This is a genomic window from Kitasatospora sp. NPDC058218 (assembly GCF_042882445.1).
In the GTDB taxonomy this organism is placed as follows: Bacteria; Actinomycetota; Actinomycetes; order Streptomycetales; family Streptomycetaceae; genus Kitasatospora.
In genome coordinates this window covers 46,188-64,579 of record NZ_JBHVWC010000041.1, presented here as the reverse complement: position 1 = coordinate 64,579, position 18,392 = coordinate 46,188, and the positions used below count along the sequence as shown (strand labels likewise).

Annotated in this window: 18 protein-coding genes; 1 reads left to right on the top strand and 17 read right to left on the bottom strand. The window is 71.3% G+C overall.

What is annotated here, in order from left to right; genetic code table 11:
- Positions 1-208: 208 nt before the first annotated feature.
- The 16 genes from dprA to proS all read right to left on the bottom strand — a co-directional run bounded on the left by dprA (position 209) and on the right by proS (position 15,149).
- Entirely contained in the window at positions 209-1,378 is a 1,170-nt protein-coding gene (gene dprA / locus ACFVYI_RS25190) for a DNA-processing protein DprA (protein ID WP_387889355.1), read from the bottom strand.
- Positions 1,379-1,380: 2 nt separating this feature from the next.
- A complete protein-coding gene (locus ACFVYI_RS25185; protein WP_387889353.1) occupies positions 1,381-3,102 on the bottom strand; it encodes a YifB family Mg chelatase-like AAA ATPase in 1,722 nt (573 codons plus the stop codon).
- A gap of 1 nt (position 3,103) precedes the next feature.
- Complete coding sequence (locus ACFVYI_RS25180) at positions 3,104-3,601, bottom strand: YraN family protein (protein WP_387889414.1); 498 nt, start codon at positions 3,599-3,601, stop codon at positions 3,104-3,106.
- Positions 3,602-3,880: 279 nt separating this feature from the next.
- A complete protein-coding gene (locus tag ACFVYI_RS25175) occupies positions 3,881-4,207 on the bottom strand; it encodes a DUF2469 domain-containing protein (RefSeq protein ID WP_148642766.1) in 327 nt (108 codons plus the stop codon).
- A gap of 55 nt (positions 4,208-4,262) precedes the next feature.
- On the bottom strand, positions 4,263-4,736 hold the full coding sequence (locus tag ACFVYI_RS25170; RefSeq protein ID WP_387889350.1) for an NUDIX domain-containing protein: 474 nt from the start codon (positions 4,734-4,736) through the stop codon (positions 4,263-4,265).
- A 187-nt stretch (positions 4,737-4,923) separates the two neighbouring features.
- Positions 4,924-5,607, bottom strand: coding sequence for a signal peptidase I (gene lepB / locus ACFVYI_RS25165; protein WP_387889348.1), 684 nt, complete (start codon positions 5,605-5,607; stop codon positions 4,924-4,926).
- Between the two features lie 217 nt (positions 5,608-5,824).
- The gene (gene lepB / locus ACFVYI_RS25160; RefSeq protein ID WP_387889345.1) at positions 5,825-6,829 is read right to left on the bottom strand and encodes a signal peptidase I; all 1,005 of its coding nucleotides are present in this window, start codon (positions 6,827-6,829) and stop codon (positions 5,825-5,827) included.
- A gap of 246 nt (positions 6,830-7,075) precedes the next feature.
- A complete protein-coding gene (gene lepB, locus ACFVYI_RS25155) occupies positions 7,076-7,840 on the bottom strand; it encodes a signal peptidase I (protein ID WP_387889343.1) in 765 nt (254 codons plus the stop codon).
- Positions 7,841-8,000: 160 nt separating this feature from the next.
- On the bottom strand, positions 8,001-8,915 hold the full coding sequence (gene lepB, locus ACFVYI_RS25150; RefSeq protein ID WP_387889341.1) for a signal peptidase I: 915 nt from the start codon (positions 8,913-8,915) through the stop codon (positions 8,001-8,003).
- A gap of 77 nt (positions 8,916-8,992) precedes the next feature.
- Positions 8,993-9,343 carry a 50S ribosomal protein L19 gene (rplS, locus tag ACFVYI_RS25145; RefSeq protein WP_063347674.1) on the bottom strand — a complete coding sequence of 117 codons (351 nt, stop codon included), beginning with the start codon at positions 9,341-9,343 and terminating at the stop codon, positions 8,993-8,995.
- Positions 9,344-9,497: 154 nt separating this feature from the next.
- Positions 9,498-10,316: a tRNA (guanosine(37)-N1)-methyltransferase TrmD gene (gene trmD / locus ACFVYI_RS25140; protein ID WP_387889412.1), complete on the bottom strand. Its 819-nt coding sequence runs from the start codon at positions 10,314-10,316 to the stop codon at positions 9,498-9,500.
- Positions 10,317-10,426: 110 nt separating this feature from the next.
- Entirely contained in the window at positions 10,427-11,032 is a 606-nt protein-coding gene (rimM, locus tag ACFVYI_RS25135; protein WP_387889338.1) for a ribosome maturation factor RimM, read from the bottom strand.
- A 201-nt stretch (positions 11,033-11,233) separates the two neighbouring features.
- On the bottom strand, positions 11,234-11,473 hold the full coding sequence (locus ACFVYI_RS25130; protein WP_030306741.1) for an RNA-binding protein: 240 nt from the start codon (positions 11,471-11,473) through the stop codon (positions 11,234-11,236).
- A gap of 2 nt (positions 11,474-11,475) precedes the next feature.
- A complete protein-coding gene (gene rpsP, locus ACFVYI_RS25125) occupies positions 11,476-11,904 on the bottom strand; it encodes a 30S ribosomal protein S16 (protein WP_360641223.1) in 429 nt (142 codons plus the stop codon).
- Between the two features lie 686 nt (positions 11,905-12,590).
- The gene (locus ACFVYI_RS25120; RefSeq protein ID WP_329489769.1) at positions 12,591-13,169 is read right to left on the bottom strand and encodes a hypothetical protein; all 579 of its coding nucleotides are present in this window, start codon (positions 13,167-13,169) and stop codon (positions 12,591-12,593) included.
- Positions 13,170-13,736: 567 nt separating this feature from the next.
- On the bottom strand, positions 13,737-15,149 hold the full coding sequence (proS, locus tag ACFVYI_RS25115; protein WP_387889333.1) for a proline--tRNA ligase: 1,413 nt from the start codon (positions 15,147-15,149) through the stop codon (positions 13,737-13,739).
- A gap of 276 nt (positions 15,150-15,425) precedes the next feature.
- Between proS and ACFVYI_RS25110 the strand changes: the two genes are divergently transcribed.
- Positions 15,426-16,250: a class I SAM-dependent methyltransferase gene (locus ACFVYI_RS25110; protein WP_387889330.1), complete on the top strand. Its 825-nt coding sequence runs from the start codon at positions 15,426-15,428 to the stop codon at positions 16,248-16,250.
- 190 nt (positions 16,251-16,440) lie between these two features.
- Here the strand turns inward: ACFVYI_RS25110 and ftsH are convergent, their stop codons facing one another.
- Positions 16,441-18,360: an ATP-dependent zinc metalloprotease FtsH gene (gene ftsH, locus ACFVYI_RS25105; protein WP_387889327.1), complete on the bottom strand. Its 1,920-nt coding sequence runs from the start codon at positions 18,358-18,360 to the stop codon at positions 16,441-16,443.
- Positions 18,361-18,392 lie beyond the last annotated feature (32 nt).

Below are 18,392 nucleotides of genomic sequence, written 5' to 3'. Positions count from 1 at the left end.
TGTGCTGATAGGGAAGGCATGGCGAGCGTAGCGTGACCGACTCACTGCAATGTGCTACCGCCACTCGGTCGTCCCCCGATCCGGTGGCGTTCGTGTCGTCGCAGCCCCGCACCGGAGGGTGAACGCCGCGTCCACCGATCCACCCCCATCACCCACCTGCCACCACTCCCCGGGCGCGCCCCGATTCGTCCTGATCCGCCCCGGTCGGTCACCTCCCCCGTACCAACCGCCAGTGGGCGCCGTGCCGCTCCACGAAACCGAGCGACCCCAACTCGTAGAGCCGCTGGAGCACTTCGTCCGGCGGGAGCCCCGACTGCCGGGCCAAGCGCTCGACCGGCGAGCCCTCCGCCGTGGCCGGCACGGCCTCCAGCACTCTCGCCACGGCCGGCTCCAGGAGGTCCCTCGGCAGCACCGGCCCGCTGCGCTGCGGTGCGAGATCGTCACCGATCGCCCCGATCAGTTCGGCGACCTCGGCCGCGTCGGTGACCAGCGTGGCGCCACCGCGGATCAGGGCGTGCACTCCGGCCGAAAGCTCCGACGTCACCGGCCCGGCGACACCCATCGTGTGCCGGTTGAGGTCACGGGCTCGTCTGGCCGTGCTCAGCGCCCCGCTGCGCAACGCCGCCTCGACCACCACCGTGCCTCGGGTGAGTGCCGCGATCACACGATTGCGCAGCACGAACCGGAACCTGTTCGGGTGTTCCCCCGGCGGAAGCTCGCTCAGCAACAGCCCTTGGGAGGCGATCCGACTGATCAGCTGGGCGTTGCCCCTCGGGTAGGCCACATCGACACCGCAGGCGAGGACCCCGATGCTCATTCCCCCGACGGCCAGCGCACCCCGATGGGCGGAGGCATCGATCCCGTACGCCGCCCCGGAAACCACGACCCACCCTCGTTCGGCCAGCTGCGCCGACAGCTCCCCCGCGACGTGTGCGCCGTAGGCCGTGCAGGCCCGCGCACCGACGACCGCGACCGATCGAAGGGCGAGCAGCCGCAGTGAACCCGTCCCGGCCACCCAGAGTCCGAGCGGTCTGCCGTCCCCCAGGTCGTCCAGTTGGCTCGGCCATTCCGTGTCGCCCGGAATGATGAAGCGTCCACCGACGGTTCGCACTCGTTCCAGATCGGCGACGGGGTCGACGTCGACGAGCCTGGCCCGGTAGGCGGCGAGCCGGTCCGCGTCCAGACCCGGGTGGTCGGGGACGGTGCCGTCCCTGATCGCCCGGACGACATCGGCGGCGGCGAGCTGGGTGAGCCACCGGCCCAGGACGGCGTCGCCGGGTTCGCTGAGTCTGCTCAGCGCCGCCCTGGCGCGACGCTCGGGCCCGGCCTCCCGGGCGGCTTCGGCGGGGTGCTGAGGATGGTTCATCGTCTGGTTCATGCTCAGATCTCCTTGTCGCTCGGCCGCTGGTCGGGGGTGACGGCGGATGGGTCGGCCCGGAGCAGTTGGTCGCTCTTCGCCCCGGTCTGCGGCACCGGACCGCTGCCGAACCGGCCGGAGGAGCGCTCGACCAGCGGCAGCCCCTGCTCGACACCGGTACGGAGCACGAGCGCCGTCCGCACGTCCCGCTGGTCAGGACGGTCCCGGCCGGCGAGATCGGCGACCGTCCAGGCGACCCGGAGCACCCGGTCCAGGCCACGGGCGGTCAGCAGGCCGCGCTCCAGCTGTCGCGCGGCGTCGTTCAGCGCGTTGGGCCCGAGCTGCCAGCGTGTCCGCAGCTCATGGCCGGGTACCTCGGCGTTGGTCCGCCACGGCGTGTGCGCCAGCCGGGCCGCCGCGCGCTCCCGCGCGGCCAGCACCCGGGCGGCGACGGTCGTGGTGCTCTCCGCCGTGGTGTCCCGCTCCATCAGCTCGACCCTCGTCACCGGCGCGACCTGGACCTGGAGGTCGACCCGGTCGAGCAGCGGCCCGGAGAGCCGCCCCTGGTAGCGACTGACCATCGCCGGAGTGCATTCGCACCCCTCACCCCGCCGCGAGTACCGCCCACAGGGGCAGGGATTCGCGGCCAGGCAGAGCAGGAACCTGGCCGGCAGCCGGAGCGATCCGGCCGATCGGGCGATCACCACCTCACCCGATTCGAGCGGCTGACGCAGCGCGTCGAGCACCCTGACCGGAAATTCCGGAGCCTCGTCCAGGAACAGCACGCCCCGGTGGGCCAACGAGACCGCACCCGGTCTGGGCAGGCCGCTACCACCGCCGACGATCGCCGGCATGGTGGTGGAGTGGTGCGGGGCGCAGTACGGCGCGCAGCCGATCAGCGGCCGGCCGGCCGGGAGCAGCCCCGCCACCGAGTGCACCGCGGTGACCTCCAGGGCCTCCTTCTGGGTGAGCGGCGGCAGCAGCGCCGGCAATCGCTCCGCCAACATCGTCTTGCCCGCACCCGGTGGGCCCTTCAGATACAGGTGGTGACCGCCCGCTGCGGCGATCTCCAGGGCGCGCCGGGCCTCGTACTGGCCCGCCACGTCGGCCAGGTCGAGCCGGGCGGCTCTGTCGTCGGGCAGCCCGCGCACCCCTGCGGTGGGCAACATCAGCCCGGCCATCAGCGGATCCGGGCGGCCGCTGATCGGGTCGGGCGGCTCGTCCGGCTCGGGGGCGCCGGTGAGGACGGCGATGAGCTGGCGCAGGCTGCGCACGCCGATGACGGTGACGCCCGGGACCAGCGAGGCCTCGGCAGCAGTCTGTTCGGCCACCACGACCCGCTGGTAGCCGGCATCGGCGGCGGCGAGCACCGACGGCAGGATGCCCCGCACCGGGCGCACCCGTCCGTCGAGCCCGAGCTCGCCGATGATCAACAGATCGGCGATGGACGACGGATCCAGCCGCTCGGCCGCGGCGAGGACGGCGCAGGCCACCGCGAGGTCGAAGCCGCTACCACTCTTGGGCACCGAAGCGGGACTGAGCCCGACGGTGAGCTTTCGCTGGGGCCAGACCTCGCCGCTGTTCACCAGGGCCGCGCGCACCCGGTCGCGAGCCTCGGAGAGCGCTTTGTCGGGCAGGCCGACCAGGGTGAACGCGGCGACTCCCGGCTCCAGATCCGCCTGGACCTCGACGATCACGCCGTCGACGCCGACCAGGGCCACGGAGCAGGTACGGGCGAAGGCCATCTCAGACCACCCCCCGCAGGTGGTCCACCGAGGCGGCGCCCCGGGCCCGGTTGATGACGGCCACCAGGTCGATCCGAACACCACCGGGCGGAACGGGCGGCCACTGCGGATCCGCCGGCGGGGGCCGGTACCCGGGGCCCGCCAGCCGGGCGAAGTGGTCGGGCCAGCGCTCGGCCACCCAGCGTTCAGCCAGCCGCTGGAGCCGGGCGGCCTTGGCCCGGTCGATGGCCTCGCTCGGCTGCTGGAATCCCCGCTCGGAGCGGGTCTTCACCTCACAGACCGCCAGCGTGTCGCCGTCGAGGGCGACGATGTCCAGCTCGCCCTCGACGCAGCGCCAGTTGCGGTCCAGGATCCTGAGCCCGCTCTCGGCGAGCCGACGGGCGGCGACCCGCTCCCCGTAGCGGCCAAGGCCGTTGTTCGTGCCGCGCCCCGGCGCGACCTGCTTCGGAGCGGCCCGCTCCGAGCGCGGCGAAGCCTGCCCCTCGTCGAGCCGGGGCAGCTCGGCCGGGTGCTCCTCCGGCGGGCGCGCCGCCTCGCGCCGGGCCTGCCCACCCGGCCGGGCCTTCGCTGTGCCGCTCTGCTTGCGCGTGGTGCGCTTGGTGTCCTGCACGGTGACCACCTCCGCTGCGGAGGTTGCCGTGCGGCCCGGAGCAGGGCCAGAGAGTTGCTATTTCCTGTGGATAACCCGGGCCTGTGGATAACTTCTGTCACCCGCAGGGGTGAGAATCCGGGGAAAGTCGAAATTCCCCTGGACACCACAGGACCGAGCGGTCCAACGTCAGTTCCCGAACCCGGAGTCGTCCGAGGGCAGCTCCAGATCGCTCTTCGCGAGCTCCTCGATGTTCACGTCCTTGAAGGTCAGCACCCGGACCTTGCGGACGAACCGGGCCGGCCGGTACATGTCCCAGACCCACGCATCCGCCATCGACACCTCGAAGAAGACCTCGCCCTGGACCGAGTGCACCTGCAGCTCGTAGTCGTTGGTGAGGTAGAAACGCCGCTCGGTTTCAATCACGTACTTGAACAGGCCGACGACGTCCCGGTACTCCCGGTAGAGCTTGAGCTCCATCTCGGTCTCGTACTTCTCGAGATCTTCGGCACTCATCCAGGCGTCCCCTCAACTTGTCACGTCCACCCATTGTGGACCACCGCACTCACCCTCAGAGCCTTACCGGCGTGACCGGCGGCCCCTCGGCCAACAGTCGCCCCAGGAAGTCCGCCAGCCCGACCGGATAGATCGTTTCGGCGGTCTCCTTCAGCTCCTCGACCGTCCACCAGCGCGCCGCGAGCAATTGGGCGTGTTCGTCCCTGCCCATTCCCGAATGATCGAGCACCGTCTCCACGGTCCGGGCCAGGTGGAACCACTGCTCCTGCTCGTAGTACTGCTCTCGAAAGGAGAACGAAGCCGTGCCGTACGCCACCACGGGCCCCAGCTCCACTCCTCGCAGCCCGGTCTCCTCGCCGAGCTCACGCACCGCGGCCTCGCGAATGCCCTCCCCCGGTTCCAGGCCTCCTCCGGGAGTGAACCACCACGTGACGTCCGGCACCGCCGGATCCGAACCCTGGAAGAGGAGCAGGCGATCCCGCTCGTCCAGCAGCAGGATCCGTGAAGCCTTTCGGCGCTTGGCCGTCATCGCTGCTCTCTCCCCTCCCCTCGTCCGTCCGGCCGGCTCCCCCGATCCTGCCACCCGGCAGGACCGTCCGGGGCGATGTTCGGCAGAGCAATCGGGCCACGGCCGGCAGCGGTCGCGTCGGCTTCGACGCGAGCTGAGGCTGCGGCGTCGGCTGCGACCGCGCCCGGCGCGGGAGCACCAGCAGCGGTCAGGCTGCGCGGCGGCGACCCAGCCGGCGAGCCACGCCGGCCACGCTTCCCACCGCGCAGGTCACGACGATCAGCGCCGCGCCTACAACGGTGGCGTAGAAGGCCGGCTCCAACGGTCCCGGTTCGCCGGCCTTCGGCCCGCCGAGTGCGTCGAAGGCCGTGGTGCGGGCGAACAGGCCCGTCCGGCCGAACGGCAGGACGGTGGCCTCCACCCGGGCCTCGACCTCGGTGACGGGGATCGTGCCGCCGTCGATCTCCAGGTGGAGACGGGAGTCGAGCGACCCCTGCCGGTTGTCCCCCAGCAGGAAGAGCCGACCTGGCGGCACCTCCACGCTGAACGCGCTCCCCTGCGGGCCCTGCGCCGCCAGGTACGGCTCGTCCACCGGCTTGCCGTTGACGGTCAGCCGCTGGTCGTCCCCGCTGGTCGCCACGGTGTCGCCGCCGACCGCGACCACCCGCTTGACCATGAGCTCCCCGCCCCAGGCCTGGTCACGGAAGACCACCACGTCGCCCCGGCCGACGGCCCCGCCGTCGATCTGCCGGGCCACGACGGTGTCCCCGACCTTCAGCGTCGGGGTCATCGAACCGGTCGGAATGCCGTACGGCCGGTAGTCCAGCACCATGACCACGAAGCCACCGACCAGCAGAGCCAGACCGAGCCCGATCAACACGCCCTGCAGCACGGCCGAAGGCTTGCGCCGGGACCGCGCGGACGCGGGCGGGCGACCCGCCGCCTCTGTCACGACACTGCTCATCGAAACCATCCACCCCTGCCCGACCCGGAGACGCTCATGACACGCCGGGGCCACAGGCAGAAAACCCGGCGGGCCGTGGCACGTCCGAGCAGATTACTCGTCGGTACCACGGCCCGCGCAAGACCCGGGGGCGACCCGGTGGTGGTCAGGACTGCTTCTCGCGCTCCGACCGGTCCCTCAGCCGCCGGACCAGCGGAAGCAGGCCGACCGCGCCGACCGCCCCGGCCGCGGGCGGCACGAACGGCACGGCCGCCGCCAGCCCCTTCTGATCGAAGGTCTCCGGCACCGGCAGCGTCGCCCAGTGGTTGATCGGCCAGGCCACCACGAAGGCTCGACCGATGACCTCGTCCACGGGAACGGTGCCCCCACCCGGCTGGTCCATGTGGAACCGGGAGTCCAGCGAGTCAGCTCGGTGGTCGCCCATCACCCAGATCCGACCGTCCGGCACCTTCACCGGGCCGAAGGGCTTCGTCCCGCAGGGGGTGTTGCCGGGGTAGACGTAGGGCTCGTCGAGGGCGATCCCGTTGACCTTGACCGGTCCCTCGCCCTCGCACTCGACGGTGTCCCCGCCGATCGCGATGACCCGCTTGATCAGATCCTTCTCGTTCTCGGAGGGCATCAGGCCAACGAAGCTGAGCACGTCCTGAACACCCCGGACGAAGGAGTTGCTGCTCTGCTTGGTCGGCTCGTCCGCCAGCCAGCCGCCCGGGTCATGGAACACCACGACCTCGCCACGCTCGGGCTCGGCCCCGAACCACGGGGTCAGCTTGTCCACGAGGACACGGTCGCCGACCTGAAGCGTGTTCTGCATCGACTCCGACGGAATGGAGAACGCCTGGACGAAGAAAGTCTTGATCACCAGAGCCAGCACCAGCGCGATACCGACCAGAATCGGCAGCTCTTTCCAGAAAGAGCGCTGCTTGTGCTCCTTGCCGGCCGTCTTCTCGTCCGACTCGCCCTCAGAGCTCACCTCGTCCCGAAAGCCGTCGGAGGCGTCGTCCGCGCCGCTGCCCTGTTCGTCGGCGGACTGCACCGCCGCATCCTCCACAGAACTCGAAGACACCGCGGACTCCGTCGACCGTTCCGCCCGATGACCGGAGCCCTCGGGCTCTCCGGCGCCTGAGCGGGCGCCGATCACCAAATCCCCCACAACGTCTCCTCCCAGCTGTGCGGACGCCTGCGCGTCCGCGCTCACAGTGCCGCACAGCGGGCACTACCTCCACCATCGACCGTGACGCGGCCCCAGGGCCGCCCTCCTCGGGGACACCTGACACCGGCACAGCCTCCGGACGCGGCCGTTGTCGCGTACCGGCCGCACCAGCACTTCTCTATCACTCCCAGACATCCGGCTCGCGCTCCCACGCGCGCTGCCCGGCAGGCCGGGGGTCGACCGGGCCTACTCCGGAGGCCGCCCCGGCCTTCGGCCGACGAGCGGAAGGATGCCCAACACACCCATAACGAGCGGAGGTTCCATCGGAAGCGGCCCAACACTCATCGAATCCGGCCCAGTTCCGGGGGCGTTACGGGACCGCGCCAGCGAGGAGAGTGAACCCGGCGCATCAAGTTGATGAACCCGGCCGACCGGCCAGGCGATGACGAACGCCCGACCCACCACACCGCTCAGCGGGATGGTGCCCTGCCCCGGATTCCCCATGTGGAAACGGGAGTCGGCTGACACGTCCCGGTGATCACCCATGACCCAGAGTCGCCCCTGCGGCACCTTCACCTTGAAGGGCTGGCGGGACGGCGGGTTCCCCGGCGCCAGGTACGGCTCGTCCACCGCCGTGCCGTTGACGCTGAGACGGCCCTGCTCGTCGCAACACTCGACGGTGTCCCCGCCGACACCGATCACCCGCTTGATCAGATCCTGCTCGCTGTCGGACGGCAGCAGCCCGACGAAGGTGAGGACTTGCTTGGCCCCGCGAAGCACCGGGCCGTCCGTGGACGGCTTGTGGTCGGCCTCCAGCCAACCACCCGGGTCCTTGAACACCACCACGTCGCCGCGCTCCGGTTCGGCGCCGAACCAGGGGGTGAGCTTGTCCACCAGCACACGGTCACCGATCTGGATGGTCTGCTCCATCGAGCCGGACGGAATGACGAAGACCTGCACCATGAAGGTCTTCATCACCAGTGCCACCAGCAGCGCCACCAGGACGATCAACGGGATCTCGTGCAGGAGGGAGCGCTTGCGACGGCGGGCGGCCCGGCGCGCGGTGCGACGACGGTCGGCCCGACCGCGTGCGGGCGCCGACGCCTCGGGCCCGGCCACTCCCGCCGGTTCGTCCAAGGACGCGGCAGCCGGTCGGTCGGCCAGTCGGCCCCTACCTCTGGTCCCCATGGCCACCGGTCCCCCCTACTGCGGCGAACGCCGCCGACCGGTCCAAGCCGGCCCAGTGACCGACCGGGTAGACCACCCACTCCGCCCGTCCGATCACCTTTCCCTCGGGAACGAAGCCGCCCCCGGGCTCGCCCAGGTGGTCCCGCGAGTCGCGGGAGGCACTGCGGTGGTCCCCCATGACCCACAGCTTGCCGGCCGGAACCAGCACGTCGAAGGCCACGTTCGACGGCTCGTCCCCCGGCGCGAGGTAGGAGGACTCGTCGATCGGCACACCGTTGACGGTGATCCGCTCACCGGGCCCGGTGCTGGTCACCCGGTCTCCACCGACGCCGATGACGCGCTTGACGTAGACCGAGTCGCCGGCCGGTGCCAGTCCGAGGTCCCGACCGAGCGTGCGCAACGCCCCTCCGAACCCGGTCGGCTCGGCCGATCCACGCCGAAAGGAACCCGTCCCGTCGAAGACCACGACATCGCCGCGCTGCGGATGGCCCCCGAAGGAGTAGGCCAGCTGGTTCGCGATCAGGCGGTCGCCCGTACGCAGGCTGTTCTCCATCGACCCCGACGGGACCGCGAACGGCCGTGCCACGAAGGCGTTCACCAGGAGCAGGGCGAGCAGGCAAGTACCCGCCAGCAGAAGGAGCTCACGCGAGCGCGAACGGGGCGACGCCCCCGGCTCGTCCGCCGGGTCGCCGTCCGCATCCTGCTCGGTCCCCCGGGCAGCCTCCCGGGGCGCCTCGGTGGCCGACCGGGGGCCCGGCCCAGCGGCCGGCTCAACCGGCGGCTCCACCGCAGGTACAGCAGGTACGACTGCGGAAACGGCCGCGGACCGCGACGGCGAGTCCGCACCGGTGGGTGCGGGACAGCCGTCGCGGTCCGCGGATGGTTCGTGCGTGCTCATCGGGGGCTGAGCTTACCGTGCGGCAGCCGCGCCCCCTAGAGCGCTCCGATCCCCCGGAAGAACCGGGGGCCGGTGGATCAGCGGTCGCGCTTCTCCTTGATCTTCGCGGCCTTGCCGCGGAGGTCACGCAGGTAGTACAGCTTGGCGCGGCGAACCGCACCGCGGGTCACGACCTCGATCTTCTCGACGACCGGGGTGTGCACCGGGAAGGTGCGCTCCACGCCGACGTTGAAGCTGACCTTGCGAACGGTGAAGGTCTCGCCGACACCGGCGCCGTGGCGGCGGATGACGACGCCCTGGAAGACCTGGACACGAGAGCGGTTGCCCTCGATGACCCGGACGTGGACCTTCAGGGTGTCACCGGCGCGGAAGGCCGGAATGTCGCTACGCAGCGAGGCCGCGTCGACAGCAGCGAGCTTGTTGCTCATGTTGCTCTCCATCGCAGGCGCCACGGGCCGCCCACGGAAGTTCGTCACAATGGGGTTAGCTGCGGGCCGCATCGGCTGGCGATGATCCCCCCGTGGCGGGGGCACCGGACCACGTGACCCCTACGAGAGGGACCCAGCGACAGACAGCAGCGACCTATTCTTCCACACCATCGACCACAGACCGAAATCGGCCGAGCCGCTCGTCCCAGGCCAGGCCGAGAATGCTCAGAGCCTCGCGCTCCTTCTTGTCGAAGCTGCCGTACTGCCAGCGCTCGACCAGATCGGGCCGGTTCGCCAGGGTCCGGGCGAAGGCCTGTTCTCGGCGCCAGCGGGCGATCCGACCGTGGTTGCCGCTGAGCAGCACGTCCGGGACGCTCCGACCGCGCCACTCGGCGGGCTTGGTGTAGACCGGACCCTCCAGCAGGTCGGCCATGGCACCGGGCGCGAAGGAATCGTCCCGGTGGGACTCGGCATTGCCGAGCACCCCGGGCAGCAGCCGGGCGATCGCCTCGACCATCACCAGAACGGCGACCTCGCCGCCGGCCAGGACGTAGTCGCCGATCGACACCTCGACCACCGGCATCCGGGTGGCCGCCTCCTCGATCACTCGCCGGTCGATGCCCTCGTACCGGGCGGGGGTGAAGGTGAGCCACGGACGCCCGGCGAGTTCCTGCGCGAGCTCCTGGGTGAACGGGCGCCCGCTCGGGGTGGGCACCACCAGCGTGGGCACCTCTCCCTCGGGGCCCCGGCTCAGCACGCCGTCCAGCGCCTCGCCCCACGGCTCGGGCTTCATCACCATGCCGGGGCCGCCGCCGTACGGGCTGTCGTCGACCGTCCGGTGGATGTCGTACGTCCACTCGCGCAGGTCGTGGACGTGCACATCGAGCTGGCCGCGCGCGCGGGCCTTGCCGACCAGGGAGATGTTCAGCGGCTCGAGGTACTCGGGAAAGATCGTGACGACATCGATCCGCATCCCGTCCTGGACACCCTGCGTCGCAGGCTGCCCCTGCACGACGGGCTGCTCCTGCACTGCGGTGGGCTCCTGGACTGCGGTCGGCTCCTGCGGGGAGAGCTCCTCGGCGGTCACTCCGACTCCTCCGGATCCGCCGACCGACCCGACTCGTCCGACTCATCCGACTCGTCCGAGCCGTTCGACTCGTCCCGCACGACCTCGGCCTGCTCAGGGTCGATCAGGCCGCCCGGCGGGTCGATCACGATGCGCTGGTTCTCCAGGTCGATGGTCGGCACGATGCGGGTGACGAACGGCACCAGCACCTCGGTCCCGTCGGGCTTCTCCACCGTGAGCAGGTCCTGGTACGGGAGGTGGACGACCTCGGTGAGCTCACCGACCGGGGTGCCGTCGAGCAGGACCACGTCCAGACCGATCAGCTGGTGGTCGTAGTACTCCTCCGGGTCCTCGGGGCTCTCCTCCGGATCGATCTCGGCGATCAGGATGGTGCCGCGCAGCGCCTCCGCGTCGTTGCGGTCCTTGACACCGGCGAAACGCAGCAGCAGCCGGCCGCTGTGCACCTTGCCGGACTCGACGGTCAGCGGTCCGGCCGACGCGGGGTCGGTGAGCAGGACGGCACCGGGGCCGAGCCGGAGCTCCGGCTCGTCGGTGCGGACCTCGACGCTGACGTCCCCCCTGATGCCGTGGGCGCGGCCGATCTTGCCGACGACGAGCTGCACGGTGATCGTTCTCCTGGATGGGTGCTGGGTACTGGGTACTGGGTACTGGGTACTGGGTGCCGGCGCTGGGTGCTGGTGCCGGGAGTGCAGGGCCGGGAAGGCGAGGGCGCTGCGAGAAAGCTGCTGGGAAAAAGGAGAGGCCGACCGGGACGACATGCGTCCCGGTCGGCCTCAAGCCTGGCGGCTGAACGAGCAGCAGCGTCAGCGAATGCTGTCCACGTCGACCAGGTCGACCCGGACGTTGCGACCGCCGAGGGCGCCGACCACGGTGCGCAGTGCGCGCGCCGTGCGGCCGCCCCGGCCGATCACCTTGCCGAGGTCATCGGGGTGCACACGCACCTCGATGGTGTTACCCCGACGCAGGTTGCGCGAACGCACCTGCACCTCGTCGGGGTGCTCGACGATGCCCTTCACCAGGTGGTCGAGGGCGTCCTCGATCACGATCAGGCCTCGGCGGCGGCGTCGGCGTCAGCCTCGGCCTTGTCCGACTTCTTGGCCTTCGGGGTGATGGCAACACCGGTGGTGGCGTCCTCGAAGCCGGCAACGGCCTTCGCGAACAGGTGCGAGAAGTCCTCGACCTTGGGCTCGGCAACGAGCAGGGGCGCCGGAGCCGGCAGACCCTTGAACTTCTGCCAGTCGCCGGTCAGCTTGAGGATGGCGAGCACCGGCTCGGTCGGCTGGGCGCCGACGGACAGCCAGTACTGGGCGCGCTCGCCGTCGACCTCGATCTTCGAGGGGTTGTAGGTCGGCTGGTAGATGCCGATCTCCTCGATCGCGCGACCGTCACGCTTGGTGCGGGCGTCGGCGACGACGATGCGGTAGTGCGGGGAGCGAATCTTGCCGAGACGCTTGAGCTTGATCTTGACTGCCACGGGAGTGGATTCTCCTGGTGTTGACGTGGGTGAGCGGCCGCACCGTCGCGTGGGGTTGCGAGGCTGGCCGTTCAAGGGACACGCCAGCCGTAGGAGAGAGGGGTCCTGCTCGGCTGCCGAGTACTCAGCTGTCCATTCTGCCATACCGGCGCGAACCGCCTCGACGCCGCCCGCACGGCCCGACCCCGGCCGGCCGCGCGCGGAGCACGCGCCGACCCGCACACGGACCACGTACGCATCCACCCACGGGCCGCATACGGACCGCAGGAACCCGGCCGGGACAACCCCGACGGGGCGCGGTCCGAGAAAGGATCGAGACGGAGCGAAGGACGGCCGGTCGGCCTGGAGAGCAGCCGAAGGGCACCGGACAGGGCCAGACGGGACCGACCCGGACCGGAAAGGCCGGTCGAACGGGCCGGGCGCCGACGAGACAGCCGACGTCGAAGAAGCCGAAGAAGGCGGCGGAGGGAGCGAAGCGCCGAAGCGGGGCCGCCGAGAATCGGAGGGCCCGAGGCCGCCCCGGAGGGAACCGGTCCGACCGGGAGCCCCCGCTCCCGGTCAGCCCAACACACCACAGAGGTCGATCAGGGCTGTCGATCGGCCGTGCCGATCAGCCCTGCCGACCAGGGCCGTCGATCGCTCCGGCCGGACGCGCTGCCCGCACAGTCGCCGGCCGGCTCCCCACGCTACGCGATCTTGAACGGCTGCTGGCAGGCACCGCAGACGATGGACGCCTGCGCGAGCACCGACGGCACGACGCGGACGTTCCGCCCGCATCCGCAGACCGCCTTGACCCGGACGCCGCCCCCGGAGGAACCGTGTCGGGCGGCCGGGCCGCGGAAGGCGCGCGACACACCGTCGCCGGCCACCGCCTCCTGGTGGGCGCCGAGGGCGCGATCCAGGCGTTCGATGGTCTCGGCGTACCGCTCCTGCGTCTCCTTGAGCATGGTCACCTGGGAGAAGCCGCTGCTCGCGTGCGGCTCGACCGGGTGCGCCAGGCCCAGCTCGGAAGCCAGGAGCAGGAAGCGCCGGTTGTGGTAGCGGCCGGCCCGCGAGGTGTCCCGGATGTCCCGGGCCGCGGCCAGACCGTGGGCAGCCTCGTGGAGGAGCCGCTCGAAACCGAGCCGCGTGCCACAGGCCGAGGAGGATTCGCCGATCAACGCCTCGGGCGAGGCGAGGTCGGGGAGATCCTGATGGAAGGCCTGGATGTCACTCCAGGCGGCGGCCAGTTCGGCCGCGAGAACGAGGGGCTGTGTCGTGCTCACGCTAGACCAACGATGGAGTGCGAGCCGATGTTCCGCGTGTTCCCGTTCGCCTGGAATTCCCAGGAAACTCTCAGGAATGTACGAGCCCGCGCGAAATGCGCGTTCCGGATCTGACGCAAGACCAACCCCCTGCCGGTTTGGGCCCGTCGCAGCTCGGCGGGCCTCGTCATTTTCCGTCCGGGGGACGGGCTGTCGCCCCCAGGACGTACGGCCCGCGGTCCTGTCGAGTTGACAGGGCCACGGGCCGTACACCGTACCGCTATTCCGTTAATACCGGCAGTTGACCGGCCAGTAGGGATGTCGACTGGTGAGACGGACCCCGGACGGTTACCGCCGGAATTTCCGACGGCGGTTGTCGACCGGATGTCCGACGGATGTCCGACGGTTGTCGGGCAGCTACCGGATCATTGCCACCGGCCGCCAGCAATCGCCAGCAATCGCCAGTACCTGTCGGTTTCCGACACCGCCGACCACCGGCATCCGTCGACGCGTCCGAGGTGCCGAACGTCCGTCGACACACCGCCGCCGGCGCGCCGCGGTCGGCGCGCCGGCGGATGCACGCGCCGGTCAGTAGGCGCGTGCGACGATCGCGATGTTGCCGTCCTGGTCGTCCGTCTGCGGCACCGAGCCGTCGGCGGCGACGATGCAGCGCACCGAGACGCCCTGCTCGGCCAGCTTGGCCTCACCCTCCGGGCCCAGCTCGGCCCAGGAGATCCGGCCCCAGCCGGTGGCGGCGGCCTCGACGGCCTCGTCGAGGTTCGTCACGTCGACCGTGCGGGCCTCACGGCGCTCGCGGGACTGGCGCAGCAGCAGCGCCTGGTCCTCCTCCAGGATGCCCGGGAGCAGCTCGGCGAGCGCGTCGATCGAGACCGGCTCCTTGCCCCCGGGGATCCGGCGGGCCAGCATCGCGGTGCCGTTCTCCAGGTCGCGCGGGCCGACCTCGATGCGCAGCGGCACGCCCTTGAGCTCCCAGTCCACGGCACGGCGGCCGAACGGGGTGTCGGTGCGGTCGTCGACGACCACCCGGATGCCGACGGCCTCCAGCCGGGCGCCGATCTCGCGCACCTTGGCGATGACCGCGTCGTCGCCCTTGATCGCGAGGACGACGGCCTGGACGGCGGCCAGGCGCGGGGGCACCCGCAGGCCGTTGTCGTCGCCGTGGGACATGATCAGGCCGCCGACCATACGGGTCGAGACGCCCCAGGAGGTCTGCCAGACGTACTCGCGCTCGGCGCCCTGGAGCTGGTAGGTGGTGTTGAACGCCTTGGCGAAGTTCTGGCCCAGCTCGTGGCTGGTGCCCATCTGCAGCGCCTTGCCGTCGCCCATCATGCCCTCGAGGGTGAGGGTGTTGATCGCGCCGGCGAAACGCTCCTTGGCGGTCTTGCGGCCGAGCACGACGTCGATGCCGAGCACGTTGGTCATGAAGTCGCCGTAGACCTGGGTGTGGATCATCGAGGCGTACTCGCGGGCGTCCTCGTACGTGGCGTGGGCGGTGTGGCCCTCCTGCCAGAGGAACTCGGTGGTGCGCAGGAAGACCCGCGGGCGCAGCTCCCAGCGGACCACGTTGGCCCACTGGTTGATCAGCAGGGGCAGGTCGCGGTGGCTCTGCACCCACTTCGAGAAGTACTCGTTGATGATGGTCTCGGAGGTGGGCCGGACGACGACGGGCTCGTCCAGCAGCTTGCCGCCACCGTGGGTGACCACGGCGAGCTCGGGGGCGAAGCCCTCGACGTGCTCCGCTTCCTTGGTCAGGTACGACTGCGGGATGAACATCGGGAAGTAGGCGTTCTGCGCGCCTGCCTTCTTGATGCGGGCGTCCATCTCCTGCTGCATCCGCTCCCACAGGCCGTAGCCGTACGGTCGGATGACCATGGTGCCGCGCACCGGACCGTTGTCGGCCAGCTCGGCCTTGTTGATGAGGTCCTGGTACCAGCGCGGGAAGTCGTCCGCCTGGGGGGTGAGAACGGGTGCCTTTGCCATGGGGCGAATGGTACGGGGCCAAGGGGCCTGACTTCGAATCCGTTCCGCGGAACCCGTTCGCCCGCAAGCAGTCCCCGTCCCGCCCGGGCCGCGACGGCGCCCGACCGGCGCGTCGGGCGAAGGGCGCCCCGGCTCCGCCAGGGGGCGCACGACCGCGACACGCGCGCACCACCCTGCACCCCTCTGGACGCCGCGCCCGAGCCGCTGTTCGCTGGAGTGGGGCGGGACTTTGGGGGAGCCGTAGCAGGACACCGAAGGACCGGATGGGAGGCCGCGATGGCTTCAGCTCGAACGACCGGCACGACCGTACGACCCGCAGGCGCACGACCGCACGACCGGCAGTCCGCGAACGCCTGGCCCGCGCGGGCGCGCGACTGGGCGGAGATCCAGGAACGCATGCTGGTGCCGCTCTACGAGGCGGTGTACGCCCGGCTGGAGGTCGGCCCGGCGACCAGCGTGCTGGGCCTGGGCTGCCGCTCCGGCCTGGCACTGTTGCTCGCCGCCGAGCGGGGTGCCCAGGTCGCCGGCCTGGAGCCGCACGACGAGCTGCGCGAGCTGGCGAGGGGCCGCCGACTGCAGGTCGGCGGGGGCGCCCGGCCGGCGGCGGCCGTCCCCCGCTCGGCCTATTCGCTGGTCACGGTTTTCGAGCAGTTGCCGGGGGCCGCCGATCCGCAGCGCGTGGTGACCGAGGCGGCACGGCTGACACTTCGGGGCGGGCACGTGGTGCTGGCCGCCTGGGGGCCGTCGGAGCGTTGCGAGAGCGCGTCCGTCCTGGACGTGGCCCGGCGGATGGCCGGGCGCACCACCGCGCGCGATCCGTTCGGGCTGAGCACGCCCGGGGCCCTGGAGGACCTGCTCGCACCGGCCCGCCTGCGCCCGGCCGGCAGTGGCAGGGTGAGCTGCCCGTTCGCCTATCCGGACCTGGACAGCGCGGTGCGCGGGCTGCTCTCCACCGGCCTGTACGACGCGGCGGCGGAGTTCTCCGGGCTGTCACTGGTGGCGAAGGAGCTGGAGGAGGCACTGCATCCGTACCTGCGCCCGGACGGCTCGGTCCGGATGGAGAACGTCTTCCGGTACCTGGTCGCCGATCAGCCCCGGTGACCCGCCCGGTCCCGGCGACCCCGGCAGCCCGGAGACGACCGCACCTCGAAGACCAGGCACGGCGGACACACACCGCGCGTCGGAGACACCCGGCACGTCGGACACACACCGCACATCGGACACACCCGGCACGTCGAAGACACCGGGCGGGGGCGCCCGCAGCCGTCGCGGACGCCCCCGTTCGGCCGGATCACGCCTGGTCGAGCGCCTTCCGGGGCACCCCGGCGGCCCGGTAGGCCGCCTCCTCGTCCAGCGTCTCGCCCTCCAGCAGCGCCGCCGCCAGCGCGTCCAGCCGGGCCCGCTGCTCGGTCAGCAGCCGCACCGCCTCCTCGTAGCACTCGGCGACGATCCGCCGGGCCTCCTCGTCGACCGCGTCCAGCGTGGTCGGCGCGGCGGAGAGTCCGTACGCGCCCTGCGGGTCGGAGGGGACGGCGGTGAGCCGACCGACCCGCTCGCTCATGCCCCAGCGGCCGGCCATCCCGCGGGCGATGTTGGTGACCTGCTCCAGATCGCTCTCCGCGCCGGTGGTGATCACGCCGTAGACCACCTGCTCGGCGGCCATCCCGCCGAGCGCACCGATGATCCGGCCGCGCAGGTAGGGCTCGGTGTACGAGTAGCGGTCGGTCTCGGGGGTGGACAGGGTGACGCCGAGGGCGCGGCCGCGCGGCACGATGGTGATCTTGCGGACCGGGTCGGCTCCCGGCTGGAGCATGCCGAGCAGGGCGTGGCCGCTCTCGTGGTACGCCGTGCGCTCCCGCTCGACCTGCGGCATGACCAGCGGCCGGACGGCGCCCAGCTGGACCTTCTCCAGTGCGTCCGAGAGGTCCCGCTCCCCCACCGCGTCCTGCTTGCGCTTGACGGCGAGCAGGGCGGCCTCGTTGACCAGGTTGGCCAGTTCGGCGCCGGTCATGCCGGGGGTGACCTTGGCCAGCCGGTTGAGATCGGTGTCCCCGGCGAGCGGGACGGTCCGGGTGTGGATGCGCAGGATGGCCGCGCGGCCGTCGCGGTCCGGCGGACTGACGGTGATCCGCCGGTCGAACCGGCCGGGGCGCAGCAGGGCCGGGTCGAGCACGTCCGCCCGGTTGGTGGCGGCGATGACGATGACGCCCTCGGAGCCGGTGAAGCCGTCCATCTCGGTCAGGATCTGGTTGAGCGTCTGCTCGCGCTCGTCGTGGCCGCCCATTGCGCCGCTGCCACCGCGCTGGCGGCCGATGGTGTCGATCTCGTCGATGAAGACGATCGCGGGGGCGACCTTGCGGGCCTCCGCGAACAGCTCCCGGACCCGGCCGGCGCCGACGCCGACGATCATCTCGATGAACTCCGAGGCGGAGGCCGAGAAGAACGGCACGTCGGCCTCGCCGGCGACGGCCCGGGCCAGCAGGGTCTTGCCGGTGCCGGGCGGACCGGCGAGCAGCACACCGCGCGGCATCTTGGCGCCGAGCCGGCGGTACTGCTGCGGGTTCTTCAGGAAGTCGACCACCTCGGCGAGTTCGGCCTCGACCTCGTCGATGCCGGCCACGTCGGCGAAGGTGGTGCGTTTGCCCGGCTCGGCGGTGATCGGCTTGGGCGGGGCCTTGCGGCCGAGTGCGCCGGCGCCCATGCCACCGGCCATCCGGCGGGCGAGCAGCACCCAGATCAGGATCAGCAGCAGCATCGGCGCGAGCGAGATCAGCAGGTTGGCGAGGAAGCTGCGCTGCTGGACCACCGGCTTGGCGGTGACCTCGACGCCCTGCTGCTGGAGGGTGGTCCAGAGGCTGTCGCCGGCGAAGGACGGGCGCTGGGTGTCGAACTCGGTGTAGTCGCCCTTGCCGCCGTCCGGTTTGGGCGCCGCGTTCTTGAGGGTGCCCTCGATGGAGTCGCCCTTGGAGTAGATCTTGGTGATGTTGCCGTTGTTCAGCTGGTTGTTGAACTCGGTGTAGGAGATCGTGGTCGCGCCGGCGGTGCCGAAGAAGGACAGCAGCAGGTCGGTGATCAGGAACACCACGAGGGCGGTGAGCACGAGACCCGTCCAGCCGCCGGGCATCCTGCGGCGGGGCGGCGGCGGGGGTGGGGCGCCCTCGGAGCGCCAGGGCTGGTCGGGGGTCTGGCGCGGCGGCACGGGATCGGTCACCTGTCGGACAATACGGACATTCACTCGGGCGA